This is a genomic window from Streptomyces sp. DF42 (genome assembly GCF_058267695.1).
Map to the genome: position 1 here is coordinate 1,025,806 of NZ_CM177859.1, position 18,159 is coordinate 1,043,964.

The following is an 18,159-nucleotide window of genomic DNA, read 5'->3' on the forward strand; positions in this document are numbered from 1 at the left end:
GGCTCTCCTGCGGTCGAGCCGGGCTCATCGGGGAAGGCAATGGTCAGGGTGCGTTGAACAGGGTGGGGAAGCGGGGGGCGAGCCAGGGTTTACGGCCCCAGGCGAGCACATCTCCGCGTGCCATGGCCTGCCACGGGCCCAGACGTCCCAGCGCGATGAGAAGGAAAGCGACCGGCGCGGTGAGGATGGTGCAGTCCGAACGCTCCGGCGGGTCAGGAAGCACCTCGACCGTGCCGTCGGTGAAGGTGACGCCGAATGCCGCGCCACCCCGGATGCGCAGGGTGTAACGGGCCGTCAGCGCGGAGGCGGCGGCGATGCGCGGCATCGCCGTCTTCAGGAACGGCAGGCACAACCCGACCCGCATCTCGTCGATCATGTGCGGCCGACGCAGCCCGCGGGCGAGATCGTAACCGTGGCCCAGCATGTGGGTCAGCAGGTACGAGGCGAGAACGTCCTGGTCCATAGGACCGAGCGGGGTCAGGAGCGTCCGGCCCGCGGTCCCGTCCGCCACCGCTCTGTCCACCGCGTCCAGGAACACGTCGGCCTGCTCCACGATCATCGCGGCCAGCGGTTTCGCCCCGCGCTCGGGAAACGCGATGAGACTCTGCGCATTGGCCGCCGCGAGGCTCTGCGGCGTGCCGTCCCCGTAGAGGCGTTCTCGGCCGGACGCGAGATCGGCCATCAGGCCGTTGGCCAGTACCAGGTGGGCGGCCGTCTCGCCGACGGTCCACTCCAATCCCGGTACAGGAACGGTCATGTCCGTCGCGCCGTCCAGGAGTGCGGCGACGGCACCGGCGGTCTCCCGTATCGCCTGGCCGAGCCCTTCCGGCAGGGAGTCCCTGGTGCCCGTCCGCGTTCCCCGCTCCACGCCGCTCGTTCTCCTCGTGTCTCCGTGATCACGCACTTGTAGCGCGGTACAAAACCAGACCCGCCGGTCCGGGGCAAGGGTCCTGGACGCCCCCACGTGGGGCCTTCGAGAACCGAGATCATCGGGAGAACGCGCTCACCGTCCCGCTGCAACGCCGAACGGTCCGGAGCCGCACCACCACGCGGCGAGCCCGGGACAGGTCCACCACACCCCGCGCCTGCCTGACCGGGTACTCATACGGACAGATCAGGGAGCATTGCGTCTGCCGCGCAAACGCTGTGGGTCGGATCTGGTCTCGGTCCACGATCCGGATCATGCCCGGACCAGCGATTCACGTGTACCACCAGCAGACGAACAACCTGCTGGTGAGCCACTCCCCCAAGTAGCTCGGGTGCTTCTGGTGACAACAAGTCGGGTGCCTGACGTGGGCGTTGCCCATCAGGCACCCTTTCCGACGAAGACACCTGTCGACGTCAGCCGACGCCCCTGCGAAACCAAGGAGGGCCGATCCGGTGCTCCGTCCGGACCAGTCACGGTCCAATCACACACCGGGCTGTGCTGTAACTGCCGGTCAGGGGAAAGCCCTCAGGCGGTCGGCTCGTCCGCGAACTGGTTGGTGTCGAAGAGCTGGTTGATGTGTCCGCCGAGTTCGGACCAGTGCTGTCCGGAGAGTTCGGCTGCGGCGCGGGCGTTTCCGGTGGCGCAGACGTCGACGAGCTGGTCGTGGTGCTCGATGGTGTTGCGGCCGCCGAGCAGGGTGGAGAACTTGCGGTAGAGGATGCGGTGGATCTGGGGGTGGAGCTGTTCGACGATCCGGCTGAGTACGGGGTTGTCCGCCGCCATGATCGGAACGGCGTGGAAGTGGTCGTCGGCGGCGAGGGCGGCCGTGGTGTCGTTGGTGGCGACGGCCTGTTCGAAGGCGCGGTTGGCGTCGCGCATGCGCTGCAGGTCCTGCTCGGTCATCACCGGTACGGCGGTCTCTATGGCGAGTTGGTCGAGGGAGCGCAGGACGGCGAGGGTCTTTCCGACATCGCGGCGGTTGAGGGTGGTGATGCGGGTGTAGACACCCGGCTTTGCCTCGACCAGGCCGATGTCGGCGAGCCGGGCGAGCGCCTCGCGCACCGGGGTGCGGCTGAGCCCGAGACGCTCGGCGAGCTCACTGTCCTTCACCTTCTCCCCCGGTACGAGTTCGCCACGCACGATGGAGTCGCGCAGGCGGTCGAAGACCTCGTCACTGAGGAGGCGGCGGGAGACAGGACTGTCGAGTGACATATTGCGTACGATACATCGCTCGCCATCCCGGTCCGGCCGCCTCGCTCTCACTTCGGCTCGCCTGCCCTCCTTCTCATGCGGCACGGGTCCGGCGGACGAGGGCCTGGGCCAGGATGACCGCCGGGTCGATGAGGGGGACATCGACGGCGTCCTGGGGCAGGCCGAGGGGGATCTCGGTGCAGCCCGCGATGATCGCCTGCGCGCCCTGTCCGGTCAGCTGCAGTGCGGCCTCGGCCAGGGGTGCGGTCGCCGCGCCGTGGTCGCCGGCCTTGACGGCGCGGATGGCGGCCATGACCTCGCTTTGCCGGCTGGTGGGGTCGGGCAGGGCGAGGCGGATGCCGTAGCGGTCCAGCCATTCCTGGTAGAGGCCCGCGTGGACGGTGCCGGTGGTGGCCAGCAGCCCCGCGGTGCGGACGGTCGGCCGCAGAGTGGTGAGATGGCGGGCGACCTCGCCGATCATGTGGACGATCGGCAGGCCGACGTGGTCGGCGATGCGAGGCACGAAGGCGTGCGCGGTGTTGCAGGGGATGGCGATGACGGTGGCGCCGGCCTCGCGCAGGACGCGGCTGCCGTTGAGCAGCCAGGGGGTGGGGTCCGCGCCGTTGCCGATGAGGGCCTCGCTGCGGTCGGGGATGGTGGGATCGGACCAGATGACCGTTCTGAGGTGGTCCTGGTCGCTGTGGCCCGGAGTCATCGACACCAGCTTGGCGTAGAAGTCGGCGGTGGCCGCCGGTCCCATGCCGCCCAGGATGCCGATGATCTCCGTGGAGCCGGTCGGGCTGGTCACTGCGCGGTGTCCTTCTGGAGTGTGCGTTCGAGCGGCGGCTCGGTGCTGGTGGTGCCGTCGCCGGGTGCGGCCGCCTCGTCGGCTTCGTGGGCGCTCTCGCCGCCGTGTTTGGCCTCGCGGCGCTTCTCGGAGCTGTCGACGACAGCGGCGGCGAGCGAGTTGCCGATGACGTTCACGCCGGTGCGGGCCATGTCGACGATGAAGTCCACGCCGAGGAGCAGGGCGATGCCCTCGGCGGGCAGTCCGATGCTGTTGCCGGCGGCGATGAGGACGACGACGGAGGCGGAGGCGACGCCGGCCATGCCCTTGGAGAGGATGACGAGCACGCCGACCATGAGGAGCAGGGCGGGCAGCGACGTGTCCGCGCCGTAGGCGTTGGCCAGGAAGACCAGGGCCGTGGCCTGGTAGAGGACGGAGCCGTCGGTGTTGAAGGAGTAGCCGAGGGGGACGACGAACGAGGTCGTGGACCGGCTGAGCCCGAAGGCTTCCAGCTTGACCATGAGGGGGGCCAGAACGGATTCGGAACTACGGGTGACGAAGGCGATCCCCGCCAGATTGGCGACGGACTTCAGCAGTTCGACGTAGCGGATGCGGAAGATCGCTGCGATGAGGGGGAAGAGCACGCCGATCACGATGACCAGGCCCGCGTAGACGACGGCGATGAAGCCGGCCAGGCTGCGCAGGTTGGCGAAGCCGTAGTGGGCGACGTCGTAGGAGATGAATCCGAGAACGCCCAAGGGCGCGACGCGGATGACGTAGCCGACGACCTTGAACATCACTGCGGCGACGGACTCCAGTACGGAGGCGAAGGGGGCGGACTTCTCCCCGACCGCGGCCATGGCCACGCCCACCAACAGCGCGAAGACGATCGCGCCGAGCAGGTTGCCCTCGCCGAACGCGGCGAAGATGTTCTTGGGTACGGCGTTCAGGACCAGCGCGTGGAAGTCGATGCCCTGGCCCAGACCGCTCAGGTCCTTGGCGTCAGCCCCATGGACGGGTGCGCCCTTGCCGATGCCGGTGAACTTGGCCAGGCCCACCGCGATCAGGAGGATGACCGTGGTGACGAGTTCGAAGTAGAGGATGGCCTTGCCCGCGATCCGGCCGACCTTCTTGACCGACTCCATGCGGGCGATGCCCAGCACGATGAGCGGGAACACCAGCGGCAGGACGACGACCTGGACGAGGTTGAGGAAGACGTCGCCGAAGATCTTCATCTGCTCACCGGCGCTCGGCGCGAGGGAACCGATCAGGGCTCCGAGGCCGACGGCGATGATCGACTGAACACCGATCGGCATCCGAAGACATCGCCGCAGAAGTCCTCGGCGGGGCGTGGTGCGGGTGCCGGAGCGGGTGACTGGGGCGTGTGGTGCGGCCATGGCTACCTCCTGAGGTATCCAATATATTGCGCTCTGCGTATTGGCCAGTAGATTGAGCCTCAGGACAGACACCTGTCAAGGGGTTCCGGGCGTTCCGTGGGTTCGGGGTTCCGCACCCGGCACGCCGGAAGAAGCCGGCGGCTACGACGAGGGGCGGAGAAGCGGAGATGGCATCCGCCGGGCTGGGCGAGCACGTACTCGGCGGGGGCAGAAGGTTCCGGCCGCCGGCTGCTACGGCGTACACACGGCGCAGCCGCGGCGGGGCACTACACCGAATCGATCCACATCGGGTACGGCCCTTGCGCTGTGCCCGCCCGCACGGGTCGTCCAGGGCGCACGTGGTTGTCACCCGTCCTGGGCGGTGGCCGGTTTGCGGGCTCCAGTTGTGGACGACATGGACGCGTCGGCCGTCGGGGGCGGTGCCGGTCGCGACGGGAGGAATGGACGGCAAGATCCATGAAGTGGGTGAGGGCCTCCGGCGGCACAGGGGGGGTGAGTGGCCGGAGGCCACGGGCCCGACGGCCGGCACAGGGGGGAAGCGTGCCGCCGTCGGGCGCCTGGTGCCCGCTCACCGGGCCACCCAGCGTGGTCGACGCCGGGTGGTCCGGGCTGGCGAGACCTACTTTTCCCGGCACGGCGTTGATCGGCACCCCGGTTCGATCACAAAAATCAATCGGCGCTTCCCGGCGCCGGTGACGGGGATCCTCGGCGAAGGTTCAGTCGGTCAGCAGGTGGAGTTGGTCCGGTGAGCAGACCCATCCGCCAGGCAGCGAGTCGCAGTCACCGTCGACGTTGGGGTCCAACGCTGGTAGACGTACTGCATACGGCAGGGGCGGATGGGGAGGGTCTGGTCATTGCCGGCGCGGACCATCTCGCCGTGGCCGATGTCCTCGGTCCAGGCGCCGCGCGGCAAGGTGACGTTGCTGCGGCCGGCGAAGGGCCCGTCCCACGTGTCGGCGTCGGACGACGGCCGAAAGAGCCCGCCGGGCAGGGTCGGAGACGACGACCGTGGAGCGGCTGTGGTCGCAGTCGCCGCCGTTCTCCTTGTGCACCTGCCTCACCAGCGGACGCCAACACCGAGCGGCCGAAGGTCAGTCACAGCAGCACAACGTCGGTGAACAAACGTCTGAGCAACGGCACTCGGCCCCCAAGGGCCCGGCTTCTGATTGTTGAAACCTGTTCGGTTTCGTCGCGGGAACGCTAAGCATGCGGCATGCCCTCACCAAGGGTTACCCAGGGTAAATACATCCTATGATGAGCGATCCGACGATCCGTGAATTGACCCCTTCGTGTCTCTCAACTCCCTGCGGATTTAGGGATTTACGTTCCCAGCTATGGACAGCCTCATCTTCCATACCCGCTAATACATCCCATGTTCTTGCATGGCGCGGCGACATGCGGTTCACAGCGGGCGTGCCTCACGGCGCCTGCTTCCCCCCACGCCGCACCACCGACCGTGCTGTTCTGTGAACAGTCAGGAGAGATCCTTGTCCGAACCGATCGGCCGCCGCACAGTGCTGACCGGCATGGCCGCCATGACAGTTGCCACAGCCGTCTCACCGACGCTGGCAACCCCCGCCCACGCCGCCTCCTCCCCGCAGCCGCTGCCCCTTCTCCCGCTGCGGATCCCTCAGGTGGACCTGGGCGTCGAGCAGCAGTCCGACGAGAAGATCCAGTGGCTGCAGGACGCAAAACTCGGCATGTTCATCCACTGGGGCGTCTACTCCGGCCCGGCCAAGGGCGAGTGGTACATGGAGAACGCCGCCGTCACCCCGGCGAACTACCGGAAGTACCTCACTGACGCCACCAGCGAGCAGTTCACCGCCTCCGCGTACAACCCTGCCGACTGGGCCCAGTTGGCCAAGGACATGGGCGCCAAGTACACGGTCCTCACGGCCCGTCATCACGAGGGCTTCGCCCTGTGGCCGTCCACGCACCCGAACGCCTGGCATGCCGGACAGGCGCCCCTGCAGCGCGACTTCATCAGCCAGTACGTCTCCGCCGTGCGCGCCGCCGGGCTGAGAGTGGGCCTGTACTACTCGCCGCTGAGCTGGCGCTACCCCGGCTACTACGACGTCCGCGGCACCAACTGCCTCCCGAACAAGTGGGGTTACGTCACCGATCCGGCGCACAAGGAGAACGCGCGGATCATGAAGAACGAGGTGTACCAGCAGGTCAAGGAACTGGTCACCCAGTACGGCAAGATCGACGACCTGTGGTGGGACGGCGGCTGGCTGGGCCAGCAGGGTACCGACGCGGACGCCGCGTTCTTCTGGGAGCCCGGCAAGTTCCGCGACACCTCCAACGAATGGCCCGTGGACTCCGCCTACGGCGAGACCGACGCCGCCACCGGCAGGCCGCTCGGGCTGACCGGCCTGGTACGCAAGCACCAGCCCGACATCGTCACCACGCTGCGCTCCGGCTGGATCGGCGACTACACCAGCGAGGAGGGCGGTTCCGTGCCGAGCGGTGCGATCCGCACCGGCAAGCTGGCGGAGAAGTGCTTCACCATCGGCGGCGCCTGGGGCTACACGGCCGGCGCACCCGTGATGAGTTTCGGCGACATCATGAACATCCTGGTCAACGCCTGGGTCCGCAACATGACCGTCCTCCTCAACGTCGGCCCCGACCGCACCGGCACGGTCCCCGCCGAGCAGGCAGCAGCAGCGCGCAAGGTCGGCTCCTTCCTGTCCACCTGCGGCCAGGCCGTCTACGGCACGCGCGGCGGACCGTGGCAACCGGTGGACGGCCAGTACGGCTACACGTACAAGGGCAACACCTTCTACGTCCACCTGCTGCCCGGCTACAGCGGCACCGCCTTCACCACCCCGTCCACCGGAGACGCGAAGGTCACCCGCGTCTTCGACGTCGCCACGGGTGCCGATCTCCCGTACACCGTCGGCGCGGACGGCGGAGTGACGGTCACCGGCATCAACCGCACGCGCATCCCCGAGGACAGCGTCGTCGGCGTCACGCTGGACCGCTCCGTGCAGCCGGCCGACATCGCCGCCGGCAGGACGGCGACGGCCAGCAGCGAGGAGACCTCCCACGGCAACACCGCGGCCAAGGCCGTCGACGGCTCCACCGCCACCCGCTGGTGCGCCGACAACGGCAACACCGGACAGTGGCTGAAGGTGGACCTCGGTTCACCACGGTCGATCACCGGCACCCGTATCGCCTGGGAGTCGGCCGCCACCAACTACCGCTACCGGATCGAGGGTTCCACCGACAACAGCACCTGGGCCACGCTGGCCGACCAGACCGCCACCACCGGCACCAGCCAGGTGCAGGTCTCCGTGTTCCGCGCGCAGGCACGCTATGTGCGGGTGACCGTCACCGGGCTTCCCAGCGGTGCCTGGGCCTCGATCCGCAGCCTGGAGGTCTACGACCGGCCCCTGAGCGCGGATGCCGGTACCGTCCGGTGAGCCGGTAGAGCGGAAGGGCTCGGGACGTCAGCGACGGCTCGGACGCCGACTTGCCGCCGTCATCAAGTGGCCTTGGAACGGCGGCAATTCGGCCTCGGCGAGGGCTCGTACCGCGGTGCGGCCGATGGTCCGTGGCTGGGCGACGAGGGTATGAGGCAGGCTAGAGGGGCGTCGACGCCGACGGTACGAACGGTGCCCCGTGTCCCGGCACGATCAGCGCCGGGCCGAGGGCCAGGACCTTCTCCCTCGCCGCCCGCAGTTGCTCGCGGTCGGGCGCGAAGGGGTCGTCGGCGGGTCCCTCGGAGGTCCACCACAGATGGGTCAGGACCACCAGGCCCTCGGTGGCCGTGACCAGGGTGCTGACGTCCTCGGCGGTGTGGCCCGGGGTCGTCATGAGCGTGATCGACGGCGACAGCTGGTATCCGTCGGCATCGCGGTCCTCCCAGATGTCATTCTGGTAGATCGCCATGTGGTCGTGGAAACGGGCCTCGGGGAACAGGGCCGCGTTCAGCGTGTGGTCCGGGTGGTGGTGACTGAAGATCACGTCGGTGACGTCTTCGGGGTTCAGTCCCTGCTGCGCGAGCGGGTCCAGGATGAGCCGGCGGTCCGCGACCATGCCGGGATCGGAGATCGCGACCGTCTCACCGTCGACGAGCAGGGTGACGGTACCGGCCACCCGCTCGTCGGCGTACCCGGTGGTCAGGACGTGGAAAGCAGCGGTCATGAGGGTCTCCTCGGCTACGGGTGTGTGCGAACGGCTGAGGACGACCCGGCCTCCAGCGCAGCCGGAACTGGAACCGGATCAGTCCGGTGGCCCGGCCGGCATGTCCAAGGGTGCCGCTGACCGAGCCACACGCCCCGCTACGCGCCGGCCGCCTCGATGAACTCACGCACGGCGGTGCGCGGGTCTCCCGAGCGGACCAGTGCCTCGCCGACCAGCACCACGTCGGCTCCCCAACCGCGGTACTCCGCTACGTCCTTCGGGCCTGTCACTCCCGATTCCGCGACCCTGACCGTGCCTTCCGGGATGGCCGTCACCAGGTCGGCGAACACACGGCGATCCACATCCAGCGTCGTCAGGTCCCGCGCGTTGATGCCGAGGAGCCCAGCTCTCGCGGCGACGGCGCGCCCCACTTCGCCGGCCGTGTGGGCCTCCACGAGCGGCGTGAGACCCAACTCCTTGCACAGCCCCATCAAGTCGGCGAGCTGACCGTCGTCCAGCGACACGACCATGAGAAGCGCAAGATCGGCGCCGTGCGCGCGAGCTTCCCACAGCTGATAGGGGTCGACGATGAAATCCTTGCGCAGGACGGGCACATCGACCCGGGCGCGCACGGCGTCCAGATCGGCGAGCGAGCCGCCGAAACGCCTGCTCTCGGTGAGCACGCTGATCGCAGCGGCACCGCCGGCCGCGTACTGGGCCGCGAGGGACGCAGGGTCGGGAATGTCCGCCAGCGCACCCTTGCTGGGGCTCTTTCGCTTCACCTCGGCGATGATGGACACCCCGGGCGCGCGGAAGCCGGGCAGCGGGTCAAGCGCGGGTGCCGCGTCCGCGACCCGTGAGCGCAGCTCCGTCAACGGCGTCGCACGCTTACGCTCTTCCAAGTCCTCGCGAACTCCCTCGAGGATCCCATCAAGCACGCTCATCGTCATCTCCCTGTCGAATCGTCTGCAACTGCGGACGTCCCCCCGCCTGAGTGAGGCCGTGCATCACCCACGTCCAAGTGGTGCTCGAAGAAGGGTATTCGGATCGATCATGGCGTGCGTACCGGCCGGCCACGGGGCGCGGAAGTTGAACTTCTCGCGGATGGTCCGTGAAGTGTGTCGTGATCTTGGGCGATCATCTGCATGCAGGCGCTCTGCGCTCTGCATGCGGCGGGCACCGTCGAGGGCGGCACCCGCCGTGGCTGGCTCGTACGCCTGCTTGACGGCCGTGGCCCCGCTCAGGCAGGTGCGCCGGGCGGGGTCAGGCGACCAGGGCCGCCCCGGGAGCGGGCAGTTCGAGACGCAGGTCACGTCCGTCGTTCGGGATGTCCCTGCGCGTCCCCCCTCCCGCACCTGGTCGCCGGTGCCCGCGCCGACGGACCCGAGGGGTACGGCCACCTGGGATGGCGGTCCTCCCGCCTGACAGACCCGGACGGCACCGCCACCGGCCCGCGGGTGACCCCCTCTCGGACCCCAGTGGCGGATCGACCCGCGTGCTGGTCGACGGCCGTGCCGGCCACGCTTACGTCCTTGTCGCAGCCCGAGGGCGAGGAGATCTCCCAGGTACTCCCGCTGGACGCGAACCGTGGTGCCGGGACTGCCGACATTCGGTTCGAAGCGGTTGGCTCCGCAGCCACCATGCGGCTGCGGGAGGTACGCAGGGTGCGCTGACGCGACCGCCGATCGTGGGCGGGTGCACCTGGTCGACGGCCTCCGTCACCTCGGCTCTGTCGTTCCGATGGGGAGGGGTTCGCCGGAGCGCAGGTGTTCCCTCAGCCACCGCTCGGTGTTGCTCACGTGCAGCAGTGCGGCGGCCTGGCTGAGGCCGGCGTCACGGGTGGACAGCGCGTTGAAGATCGCCTCATGCTCGGCGAGGGTGCGACCCGCGGCCTTGTCGTCGACCAGACCGCGCCAGATGCGGGCGCGCAGGGTGCGGCCGGAGATCCCTTCGAGAAGGGTGAGGAGGGTCTCGTTGCCCGTGGCCGCGACGACAGCGCGGTGGAAGGCGGCGTCGTGGGCGTTGAGCTCCCCGACCTCGTCCCGGGCCTCGCGCATGGCGTCCAGGTGCCGCTTCACCTCGGCCAGCTGGGCGTCGGAGATCCGGGTGGCGGCGAGGGCCGTGGCGACCGGTTCGAGGAGCCGCCGTACCTCCATGAGGTCCTGCAGGGCGACCGAGTCACCCTGCAGCAGTTCCACCGCACCGCCGAGCCCCTCCAGCAGCAGGCTCGGCTGGAGGCTGGTCACATAAGTGCCGTCGCCCCGCCGGACCTCCAGGACCCGCGCGACGGCCAACGCCTTGACCGCTTCCCGGGCGAGGTTGCGGGACAGCCCCAGCTGCGCGGCCAGGTCCGGCTCCGGCGGGAGCTTCGAACCCGGAGGCAGGGCACCGGTCCGGATCAGCTCTCGGATCTGCTCGATGGCCTTGTCCGTCAGAGACACCGTTCATCCCTCCCCCCACCGTGCCCCGTGAGCACGTCCGACCTGATCAGCCCCTGGGCGCGGAGATCGTCCCAGAGACCGTCCGGGATGTGCCGGCGATGGAGTTCCACGTTTCGTCCGACCTGTTCCGGAGTCCGCATGCCGAGGGTGACGTTGATGATACTGGGGTGGGTGTGGGGGAAGGCGATGGCGGCGGCGGGCAGGGTGGTGCCGTGTGCCGCGCAGACCTTCGCGATGGCCAGTGCCCGTGCGATGAGCTGTGGCGGGGCGTCCTGGTAGTCGTACTTCATGCCCTCGGCGGGCCGGTCGAGGGAGAGCAGTCCGGAGTTGAAGACGCCGACCGCGACGACGCTCTTGCCGAGTTCCTCGGCGGCGGGCAGGACGTCGTCCAGCGCCGACTGGTCCAGGAGGGTGTAGCGGCCGGCGAGCATCACGACGTCGGCGGCGGTCTCGCGCAGGAAGCGGGCGAGCATGGCCGACTGGTTCATGCCGGCGCCGATCGCGCCGATCACGCCCTGGTCGCGCAGGTCCGCCAGGGCGGGCATGGCCTCCTGCGCGGCCTGCCGCCAGTGCTCGTCGGGGTCGTGCAGGTAGACGATGTCGAGGCGGTCCAGGCCGGTGCGTTCCAGTGTGTCCTCGATGGAGCGGAGCACGCCGTCGCGGCTGAAGTCCCACTGCCGGCGCAGGTCGTCGCGTACGACGAAGCCCTCGCTGTCGATGCCGTGCGGCTGCTCGTTGGGCACCAGCAGCCTGCCCACCTTGGAGGAGATGACGTACTCGTCCCGCGGGCGGCCTCGCAGCGCGGCGCCCAGGCGGCGCTCGGAGAGGCCGAGGCCGTAGTGCGGTGCGGTGTCGAAGTAGCGGATGCCCGCTTCCCATGCCGCCTCGATCGCGGCCGACGCGTCCGCGGCCGGGGTGACGCGGTACAGGTTGCCGATCACGGACGCCCCGAAGCCGAGTTCGGTGAGGGACACGGACGTGTGCTGGATCTTCCGCTGCTGCAAGACGTGCTCCTGGGATACGGGTGAGGGGCGCCGGCCTGGAGCGCCGGTCAGCGTGTGACGTGGGCCGAGCCGCCCGCGACGAGCGCCTCGACCTCGGCGAGCGTGGCCATGGAGACATCGCCGGGGGTGGTCATGGTGAGCGCACCGTGGGCGGTGCCGTAGGCCAGGGCCCGTTCCAGGCCGGTGCCGCCGAGCAGGCCGTGGATGAGGCCGGCGGCGAAGCCGTCGCCGGAGCCGATACGGTCCAGGACGTGCAGGGCGGGCATCCGGGGGCCGGTGACGTAGCCCGTTTCGGCGGACCAGGCGGCCGAGGACCAGTCGTTGACCCCGGCCGAGGGCACCTCGCGCAGGGTCGTCGCCAGCACCTTCGCCCCGGGCAGCAGGCCGGCCACCTCGGCGAGCGCGTCCGCCACCTCGTCGGCCCCGACGCGCGCCTGTCCCGGGTACGTTCCGGCCAGGCTCAGGGCGCCCACGACGACGTCGGCATGCCGGGCCAGGCGCAGGTCGGCCTCGCGGGCAGCGTCGGGGCCGCCCCGGCCGGCCCACAGGCTGGGACGGTAGTTGGGGTCGTAGGAGACCGTGACATCGTGGCGGCGGGCGGCTGCCATGGCCTCGTCGGCGACATCGACGGTGGTGTCGGACAGACCGGCGAAGATACCGCCCGTGTGGAACCAGCGCACCCCGGCCGAGAACACGTGGTCCCAGTCGACGTCCCCCTTGCGCAGCTGGGAGACGGCGGTGTGCGCGCGGTCGCTGACACCCAGTGCGCCGCGGATGCCGTAGCCGCGCTCGACGAAGTTGAGGCCGTTGCGGGCGGTGCGGCCGATGCCGTCCTCGGGCACCCAGCGGATCAGCGAGGTGTCGACGCCGCCCTGCAGGATCAGGTCCTCCACCAGCCGGCCCACCGCGTTGTCGGCCAGCGCGGTCACGACGGCGGTGCGCAGCCCGAAGCAGCGGCGCAGCCCGCGGACCACGTTGTACTCGCCGCCGCCCTCCCACACCTGGAAGGTGCGGGCGGTGCGGATACGCCCCTCCCCCGGGTCGAAACGCAGCATCACCTCGCCCAAGGCCACCACATCGGTCACGGCGTGCTCCCCTCCACAGCCTGGGCCGTCAGCCGGCGGATCTCGTCGTAGTCGCCCCGCTCCAGGAGCGCGGCGGCGGCCATCCAGCTGCCGCCGACGGCGAGCACCGCCGGGTCGGCCAGGTAGCCGGCCAGGCCGTCAATGTCGATCCCGCCGGTCGGCACGAAGCGCACCGAGGGGAACGGTGCCGCGAGCGCACGCAGCGCACGCAGACCGCCCAGCGCCTCGGCGGGAAAGAGCTTGACGGTGGTGAGGCCCGCCTTCAGGGCGCGCATCAGCTCGGTGGCGGTGGCGATACCGGGCACCACCGCCACCCCCAGCTGACGGCACGTGGCCACGACCTCCTCGTCGTAGCCGGGCGAGACGACGAAACGCGCCCCGGCCGCAACGGCCCGCTCCGCCTGCTCGGCGGTCAGCACCGTGCCCGCACCCACGGCCAGCCCACCGTGCGCGGCCATCGTCTTGAGGACCCGTTCGGCGCCCGGGGTGCGGAAGGTGACCTCGGCGCACCGGGCGCCGCCCGCACAGAGCGCGTCGGCCAGCGGCGCGGCCGTGGCAGGTTCGGGCACGGTCAGCACCGGCAGGACACGAGCCCCGGCCGGCACCGAGACCAGGCCGGTGTCCGTCATCGGCCCAGCCATCCGCCGTCGACGGGCAGGACCACACCGTGCACATACGCGGCCGCGTCCGAGGCGAGGAACACCGTGGCACCCGCCAGGTCGTCCGCGTCGCCCCACCGTCCCGCCGGGATCCGCTCCAGGATCGCCTTGCTACGGACCGGGTCGTCCTGGAGAGCCTGGGTGTTGTCGGTGGCGATATAGCCCGGGGCGATGGCGTTCACGTTCACCCCGTGCGAGGCCCACTCGTTGGCCAGCGCCTTGGCCAGACCGGCGATGCCATGCTTGGAGGCGGTATAGCCGGGCACGGTGATACCGCCCTGGAAACTGAGCAGCGACGCCGTGAAAATGACCTTCCCCTGACCGCGGGCCACCATCGCCCCGCCCACCGCCCGGGTCAACGCGAACTGCGCGTTGAGGTTGACCTGGAGCACCAACTCCCATTCCGCGTCCGTGTGTTCGGCGGCCGGAGCACGGCGGATCGTGCCCGCGTTGTTGACCAGGATGTCCACCGGCCGCTCCCGCCCGGCCAGATCCGCGCCCAACGCACGCACCGCCTCCGGATCGGCGAAGTCGGTCCGGATCGCCTCGAACGCGCGGCCCGCGGCAAGAACGTCCTTCTCCACCGCACTGCCGGACTCCTCCAGCGACGCGCTGACCCCGATGACATCCGCACCAGCCTGGGCCAGCGCACGGGCCATCGCCCGGCCGATCCCCCGCCGCGCCCCCGTGACCACAGCAAGCCTCCCGGTGAGGTCGAAGGCGGTCATACGGCGGCTCCCTGAGCGTCGTCGTGGCTGTCGGTGTCGGTGTCGTCGTGGCTGTCGGTGTCGGTGTCGGTGTCGGTGTCGGTGGTGCAGTCCACGAGGATCTTCATCACGTCACCACCGCCCTCCAGCGCCTCGAACGCGGCCGGCGCCTGCGTCAGCGGCACAACCTTGCTGATCAGCCGCTCGACCGCAATCGTGCCGTCCGCCACCAGGGCCACCGCCCTCTCGAAGTCGGAGCGGTCATACAACCGGGCCCCGACCAACGTGAGTTCACGCCAGAAGAAGCGGTGCAGATTCACCTCACGAGGACGCGGATGGATCGCCACCAGGCACAGCCGGCCACGCACACCCAGCACGTCGACCGCGGTCTCCACGCCGCCCGCCGCACCCGACACCTCGAAGGCGACGTCCGCGCCCGCACCGGCGGTCCACTCACCCACCAGCGCCGGCACATCATCATCAGCCGGATTCCACGCCACCAGCCCCAACTCCTCGGCCAGCACACGACGGTGCGCGCTCAGCTCCACCACCCGCACCTCGGCCCCCGCCCCCCGCGCCACCAACGCGATCAGGATGCCGACCGGCCCGCCACCGACCACCACGACCCTCTCACCACCGGCCACCTCGGCCCGGCCCACGTCATGCACCGCGACCGCCGTCGGCTCCACCAGCGCGGCCCGGTCCAGGGCAAGCGACTCCGGCAACCTGACCAGCACCGAGGCAGGCACAATCCAACGCTGCTGCATCGCACCCGGCGAATCGATCCCGATGAAGTCCAGGTTCTGACAGACGTGCTGATGCCCGGCCAGGCACGCGGGGCAACTGCCGTCCCAGCGCAACGGCATCACCGTGACCGCATCACCGGGCACCCACCCCTCCACACCCGGACCGACACGGGTGACGCGACCGGACATCTCATGCCCCAGGACGGCCGGAGCGGACACCCGGGCATCCATGTCGCCGTGGAAGATATGCAGATCGGTGCCGCAGATACCCACATAGGCGGGCGCCAACTCCACCTCACCCGCACCGGGAGCGGAGGACTCGACGGGGGCCGTGTCCAGGGTGCGGGCGGAAACGTAACGGACGGCGAGAGTCATCGAGTCGTCAGGGTCCCTTCGGCGCGGACGCCGATCGTCAGCAGCAGATTGGCGTAGGTACGGGTGTCGGCGGTGACGATCGCCAGTGCCAGGTCGGGTGATCGGGCTGCGTCGTAGAACTCGAAGCGGCCGAGCGTGTCGACCGGGACGGGTGCCAGCTTCGAGCGGTACTCGGCGATGGCCGGCGGCTCCGGTTCGCCCTCGGGCGGCACCATCACGTGGGCGGCCTCGACAGGCAGGGCGCGCAGCAGGACGTCGAGCACTGTGGTGACGTCGAGCAGGCCGGGGGCCAGGTTGAGGTGGACGGTCCTGGCGCGTTCGCCGGTGGCGGTACTCGCGGGGTAGTGGCCGTCGGCGAGCAGGACGCGGGCGCCGTGGCCCGCTCCGGCCAGGGATTCGAGGATCCCGGGGTGCAGCAGTTCTGTCAGGAGCACGAGGTCCCCTCCTTCGTCGGGGCAGGCGTCAGGTGGTAGAAGGCGGTGGCGTTGCCGGCGAGCACCGCGTGGATCTCCGGGTCGGAGCAGCCGTCCAGGAGTTCCTCGACGGTGGCGGCCCAGCGGTTCCACCCGCCGGCGAGGACGCAGACCGGCCAGTCGGAGCCGAACATCAACCGGTCGGGGCCGAAGGCGGAGAGCAGGACGTCCCAGGCCGGGCGGATGTCCTCGGTCGTCCACTTCTCGTGATCGGCCTCCGTGACCAGGCCCGACACCTTGCAGCGAGCCTGGGGATGGCCGGCCAGTGTCCGCAACTGCTGTGCCCAGTCGGTCAGTTCTCCCCGTGCGAGAGGCGGCTTGCCCGCGTGGTCCAGGACGATCGGCAGCTCCGGGAGCCGTTCCGCGAGGCGGATCGCCTGCGGGAGCTGGTGGCTGCGGACCAGCACGTCGTATCCCAGCCCGCGCTCCGCGACAGCTCGCAACCCGCGCTCTACGTCCGGTCGCCCGAGCCAGTGCGGGTCCGACTCGCCCTGCACGATGTGGCGTACGGCCCGCAGGTGCCGGCCGCCGTGTCCCGCCCGCAGGTCGTCGAGTACGTCGCCGACCGCCGGGGACGTCAGGTCCACCCAGCCGACGACGGCGCCGATCAGCGGGTCGCTGTCGGACAGGGCGAGCAGGTCGCGGGTCTCGGGCACGGACGTGACGCACTGGACGACCACCGTGCTCGTCAGCCGCCGTCCGGCGATCGGCCGGGTCGCGGCCGATCGCAGGGCGTGCGAGCTGAAGCTGCGGCGGATCGGCTCGTGTCCGGGTTCGTCCAGCCAGGGCTGCGGCCGCTGGTCCAGGTCCCACACGTGGTGGTGGGCGTCGACGAGGGCCGGAGCATCAGGCACGGGCGGTCCAGACGGGGCCGTCGGGGTAGGTGTACTCCTTGAGGGACGCGACGTGCATCTGCGCGCTCAGTCCCGGAAGTGCCGGCGCCAGGTAGTGGCCGTCGGCGATGCGCACCGGGTCGACGAAGTGCTCGTGCAGATGGTCGACGTACTCGATGACGCGGTCCTCGAGCGTGCCGGAGACGGCGACGTAGTCGAACATCGACAGGTGCTGGACCATCTCGCACAGGCCGACGCCGCCGGCGTGCGGGCAGACGGGGACGCCGAACTTGGCGGCCAGCAGCAGGATGGCGATGTTCTCGTTGACGCCGCCGACCCGTGCGGAGTCGATCTGCACGATGTCCACCGCGCCGGCCTGGAGGAGTTGCTTGAAGACGACCCGGTTGGCGATGTGCTCGCCGGTGGCGACCTTGATGGGGCTGACGGCCTTGCGGATGGCGGCGTGGCCGAGGATGTCGTCGGGCGAGGTGGGTTCCTCGATCCAGTACGGCTCGTAGGGCGCCAGGGCGTGCATCCAGTCGATCGCCGGCTGGATGTCCCATCTCTGGTTGGCGTCCACGGCGATGCGGATGGAGTCGCCGACCGTTTCGCGGGCCGTGCGCATACGGCGTACGTCGTCCTCCAGGTCCGCGCCGACCTTCAGCTTGATCTGGGTGAAGCCGTCGGCGACGGCCTCGCGGGACAGGCGGGCCAGCTTCTCGTCGGAGTAGCCGAGCCAGCCGGGGGTGGTGGTGTAGGCGGGGTAGCCGCGCTCCAGCAGACGGGCGACGCGCTCCTGGCGGCCCGGTTCGGCGCGGCGCAGGATCTCCAGCGCCTCTTCGGGGGTGATCGCGTCGGACAGCCAGCGGAAGTCGACCTGGGCGACCAGCTCCTCGGGCGACATCTCGCCGAGGAACTGCCACACCGGCTTGCCGGCCCGCTTGGCGGCCAGGTCCCAGGCGGCGTTGACGACCGCGCCGGTGGCCATGTGGATGGCGCCCTTCTCCGGGCCGAGCCAGCGCAGTTGGGGATCGTGCACGAGGGTGCGCGAGAACGCACCGAGGTCGCCGCAGACCTCTTCGACCGACAGGCCCACCACATGCGGGGCGAGAGCCGCGATGGCGGCGGCCTGGACATCGTTGCCGCGGCCGGTGGTGAAGGCCAGGGCGTGGCCCTCCAGGCCGTCGCCGGCGTCGGTGCGCAGGACGACGTAGGCGGCGGAGTAGTCGGGCTCGGGGTTCATCGCGTCCGACCCGTCCAGGTGCTCGGACGTCGGGAAGCGCACGTCCAGCACGTCGAGGGCGGTGATGCGGGCAGAGGCCGGTGAAGAAGACATGGCGGCAACTCCTGTGAGGGCAGGGACCATACGAGCCCTTGCGACGAGATACGGGGCGGCGGAAGAGGG

18 protein-coding genes are annotated in these 18,159 nt (G+C 70.1%); 2 read left to right on the top strand and 16 right to left on the bottom strand.

Annotated features, from left to right (window positions below):
* Positions 1–43: 43 nt before the first annotated feature.
* The 5 genes from ACYUED_RS04740 to ACYUED_RS04760 form a co-directional block, all read right to left on the bottom strand.
* Positions 44–868, bottom strand: a complete 825-nt coding sequence (locus tag ACYUED_RS04740; protein ID WP_491291066.1) for a maleylpyruvate isomerase family mycothiol-dependent enzyme — start codon at positions 866–868, stop codon at positions 44–46.
* A gap of 585 nt (positions 869–1,453) precedes the next feature.
* Entirely contained in the window at positions 1,454–2,140 is a 687-nt protein-coding gene (locus ACYUED_RS04745) for a GntR family transcriptional regulator (RefSeq protein ID WP_491291067.1), read from the bottom strand.
* Between the two features lie 73 nt (positions 2,141–2,213).
* The gene (gene cuyB, locus ACYUED_RS04750) at positions 2,214–2,927 is read right to left on the bottom strand and encodes a cysteate racemase (RefSeq protein ID WP_491291068.1); all 714 of its coding nucleotides are present in this window, start codon (positions 2,925–2,927) and stop codon (positions 2,214–2,216) included.
* A complete protein-coding gene (locus ACYUED_RS04755; protein ID WP_491291069.1) occupies positions 2,924–4,222 on the bottom strand; it encodes a dicarboxylate/amino acid:cation symporter in 1,299 nt (432 codons plus the stop codon). Before ACYUED_RS04755 ends, cuyB begins: the two co-directional genes overlap by 4 nt.
* 805 nt (positions 4,223–5,027) lie before the next feature.
* On the bottom strand, positions 5,028–5,294 hold the full coding sequence (locus tag ACYUED_RS04760; protein ID WP_491294134.1) for a non-reducing end alpha-L-arabinofuranosidase family hydrolase: 267 nt from the start codon (positions 5,292–5,294) through the stop codon (positions 5,028–5,030).
* A gap of 496 nt (positions 5,295–5,790) precedes the next feature.
* Here ACYUED_RS04760 and ACYUED_RS04765 point away from each other — a divergent pair, with 496 nt between their 5' ends.
* Positions 5,791–7,728 (top strand): alpha-L-fucosidase, encoded by a 1,938-nt coding sequence (locus ACYUED_RS04765; protein ID WP_491291070.1) that lies wholly within the window; start codon positions 5,791–5,793, stop codon positions 7,726–7,728.
* Between the two features lie 160 nt (positions 7,729–7,888).
* Here ACYUED_RS04765 and ACYUED_RS04770 read toward each other — a convergent pair whose 3' ends face one another.
* Both ACYUED_RS04770 and trpC read right to left on the bottom strand, forming a co-directional pair.
* Complete coding sequence (locus tag ACYUED_RS04770) at positions 7,889–8,452, bottom strand: MBL fold metallo-hydrolase (protein WP_491291071.1); 564 nt, start codon at positions 8,450–8,452, stop codon at positions 7,889–7,891.
* A 137-nt stretch (positions 8,453–8,589) separates the two neighbouring features.
* A complete protein-coding gene (trpC, locus tag ACYUED_RS04775) occupies positions 8,590–9,375 on the bottom strand; it encodes an indole-3-glycerol phosphate synthase TrpC (RefSeq protein WP_491294135.1) in 786 nt (261 codons plus the stop codon).
* Positions 9,376–9,963: 588 nt separating this feature from the next.
* Between trpC and ACYUED_RS04780 the strand changes: the two genes are divergently transcribed.
* On the top strand, positions 9,964–10,104 hold the full coding sequence (locus ACYUED_RS04780) for a hypothetical protein (protein ID WP_491291072.1): 141 nt from the start codon (positions 9,964–9,966) through the stop codon (positions 10,102–10,104).
* Between the two features lie 45 nt (positions 10,105–10,149).
* Here the strand turns inward: ACYUED_RS04780 and ACYUED_RS04785 are convergent, their stop codons facing one another.
* From ACYUED_RS04785 to ACYUED_RS04825, 9 genes are read right to left on the bottom strand one after another with little or no spacing between them, the layout of a single operon-like run.
* Positions 10,150–10,872, bottom strand: a complete 723-nt coding sequence (locus ACYUED_RS04785; RefSeq protein WP_491291073.1) for a FadR/GntR family transcriptional regulator — start codon at positions 10,870–10,872, stop codon at positions 10,150–10,152.
* Positions 10,863–11,876: an aldo/keto reductase gene (locus ACYUED_RS04790; protein ID WP_491291074.1), complete on the bottom strand. Its 1,014-nt coding sequence runs from the start codon at positions 11,874–11,876 to the stop codon at positions 10,863–10,865. Before ACYUED_RS04790 ends, ACYUED_RS04785 begins: the two co-directional genes overlap by 10 nt.
* 47 nt (positions 11,877–11,923) lie before the next feature.
* A complete protein-coding gene (locus ACYUED_RS04795; RefSeq protein ID WP_491291075.1) occupies positions 11,924–12,961 on the bottom strand; it encodes a PfkB family carbohydrate kinase in 1,038 nt (345 codons plus the stop codon).
* Positions 12,958–13,590: a bifunctional 4-hydroxy-2-oxoglutarate aldolase/2-dehydro-3-deoxy-phosphogluconate aldolase gene (locus ACYUED_RS04800; RefSeq protein ID WP_491291076.1), complete on the bottom strand. Its 633-nt coding sequence runs from the start codon at positions 13,588–13,590 to the stop codon at positions 12,958–12,960. Before ACYUED_RS04800 ends, ACYUED_RS04795 begins: the two co-directional genes overlap by 4 nt.
* On the bottom strand, positions 13,587–14,348 hold the full coding sequence (locus tag ACYUED_RS04805) for an SDR family oxidoreductase (protein ID WP_491291077.1): 762 nt from the start codon (positions 14,346–14,348) through the stop codon (positions 13,587–13,589). Before ACYUED_RS04805 ends, ACYUED_RS04800 begins: the two co-directional genes overlap by 4 nt.
* Positions 14,345–15,448 carry a zinc-dependent alcohol dehydrogenase gene (locus ACYUED_RS04810; protein ID WP_491291078.1) on the bottom strand — a complete coding sequence of 368 codons (1,104 nt, stop codon included), beginning with the start codon at positions 15,446–15,448 and terminating at the stop codon, positions 14,345–14,347. Before ACYUED_RS04810 ends, ACYUED_RS04805 begins: the two co-directional genes overlap by 4 nt.
* Positions 15,445–15,882: an RbsD/FucU domain-containing protein gene (locus tag ACYUED_RS04815; protein ID WP_266527155.1), complete on the bottom strand. Its 438-nt coding sequence runs from the start codon at positions 15,880–15,882 to the stop codon at positions 15,445–15,447. Before ACYUED_RS04815 ends, ACYUED_RS04810 begins: the two co-directional genes overlap by 4 nt.
* Entirely contained in the window at positions 15,873–16,775 is a 903-nt protein-coding gene (locus ACYUED_RS04820; RefSeq protein ID WP_491291079.1) for an amidohydrolase family protein, read from the bottom strand. The genes ACYUED_RS04815 and ACYUED_RS04820 overlap by 10 nt, the downstream gene beginning before the upstream one ends.
* The gene (locus tag ACYUED_RS04825; protein ID WP_491291080.1) at positions 16,768–18,090 is read right to left on the bottom strand and encodes an L-fuconate dehydratase; all 1,323 of its coding nucleotides are present in this window, start codon (positions 18,088–18,090) and stop codon (positions 16,768–16,770) included. The genes ACYUED_RS04820 and ACYUED_RS04825 overlap by 8 nt, the downstream gene beginning before the upstream one ends.
* Positions 18,091–18,159: the final 69 nt, after the last annotated feature.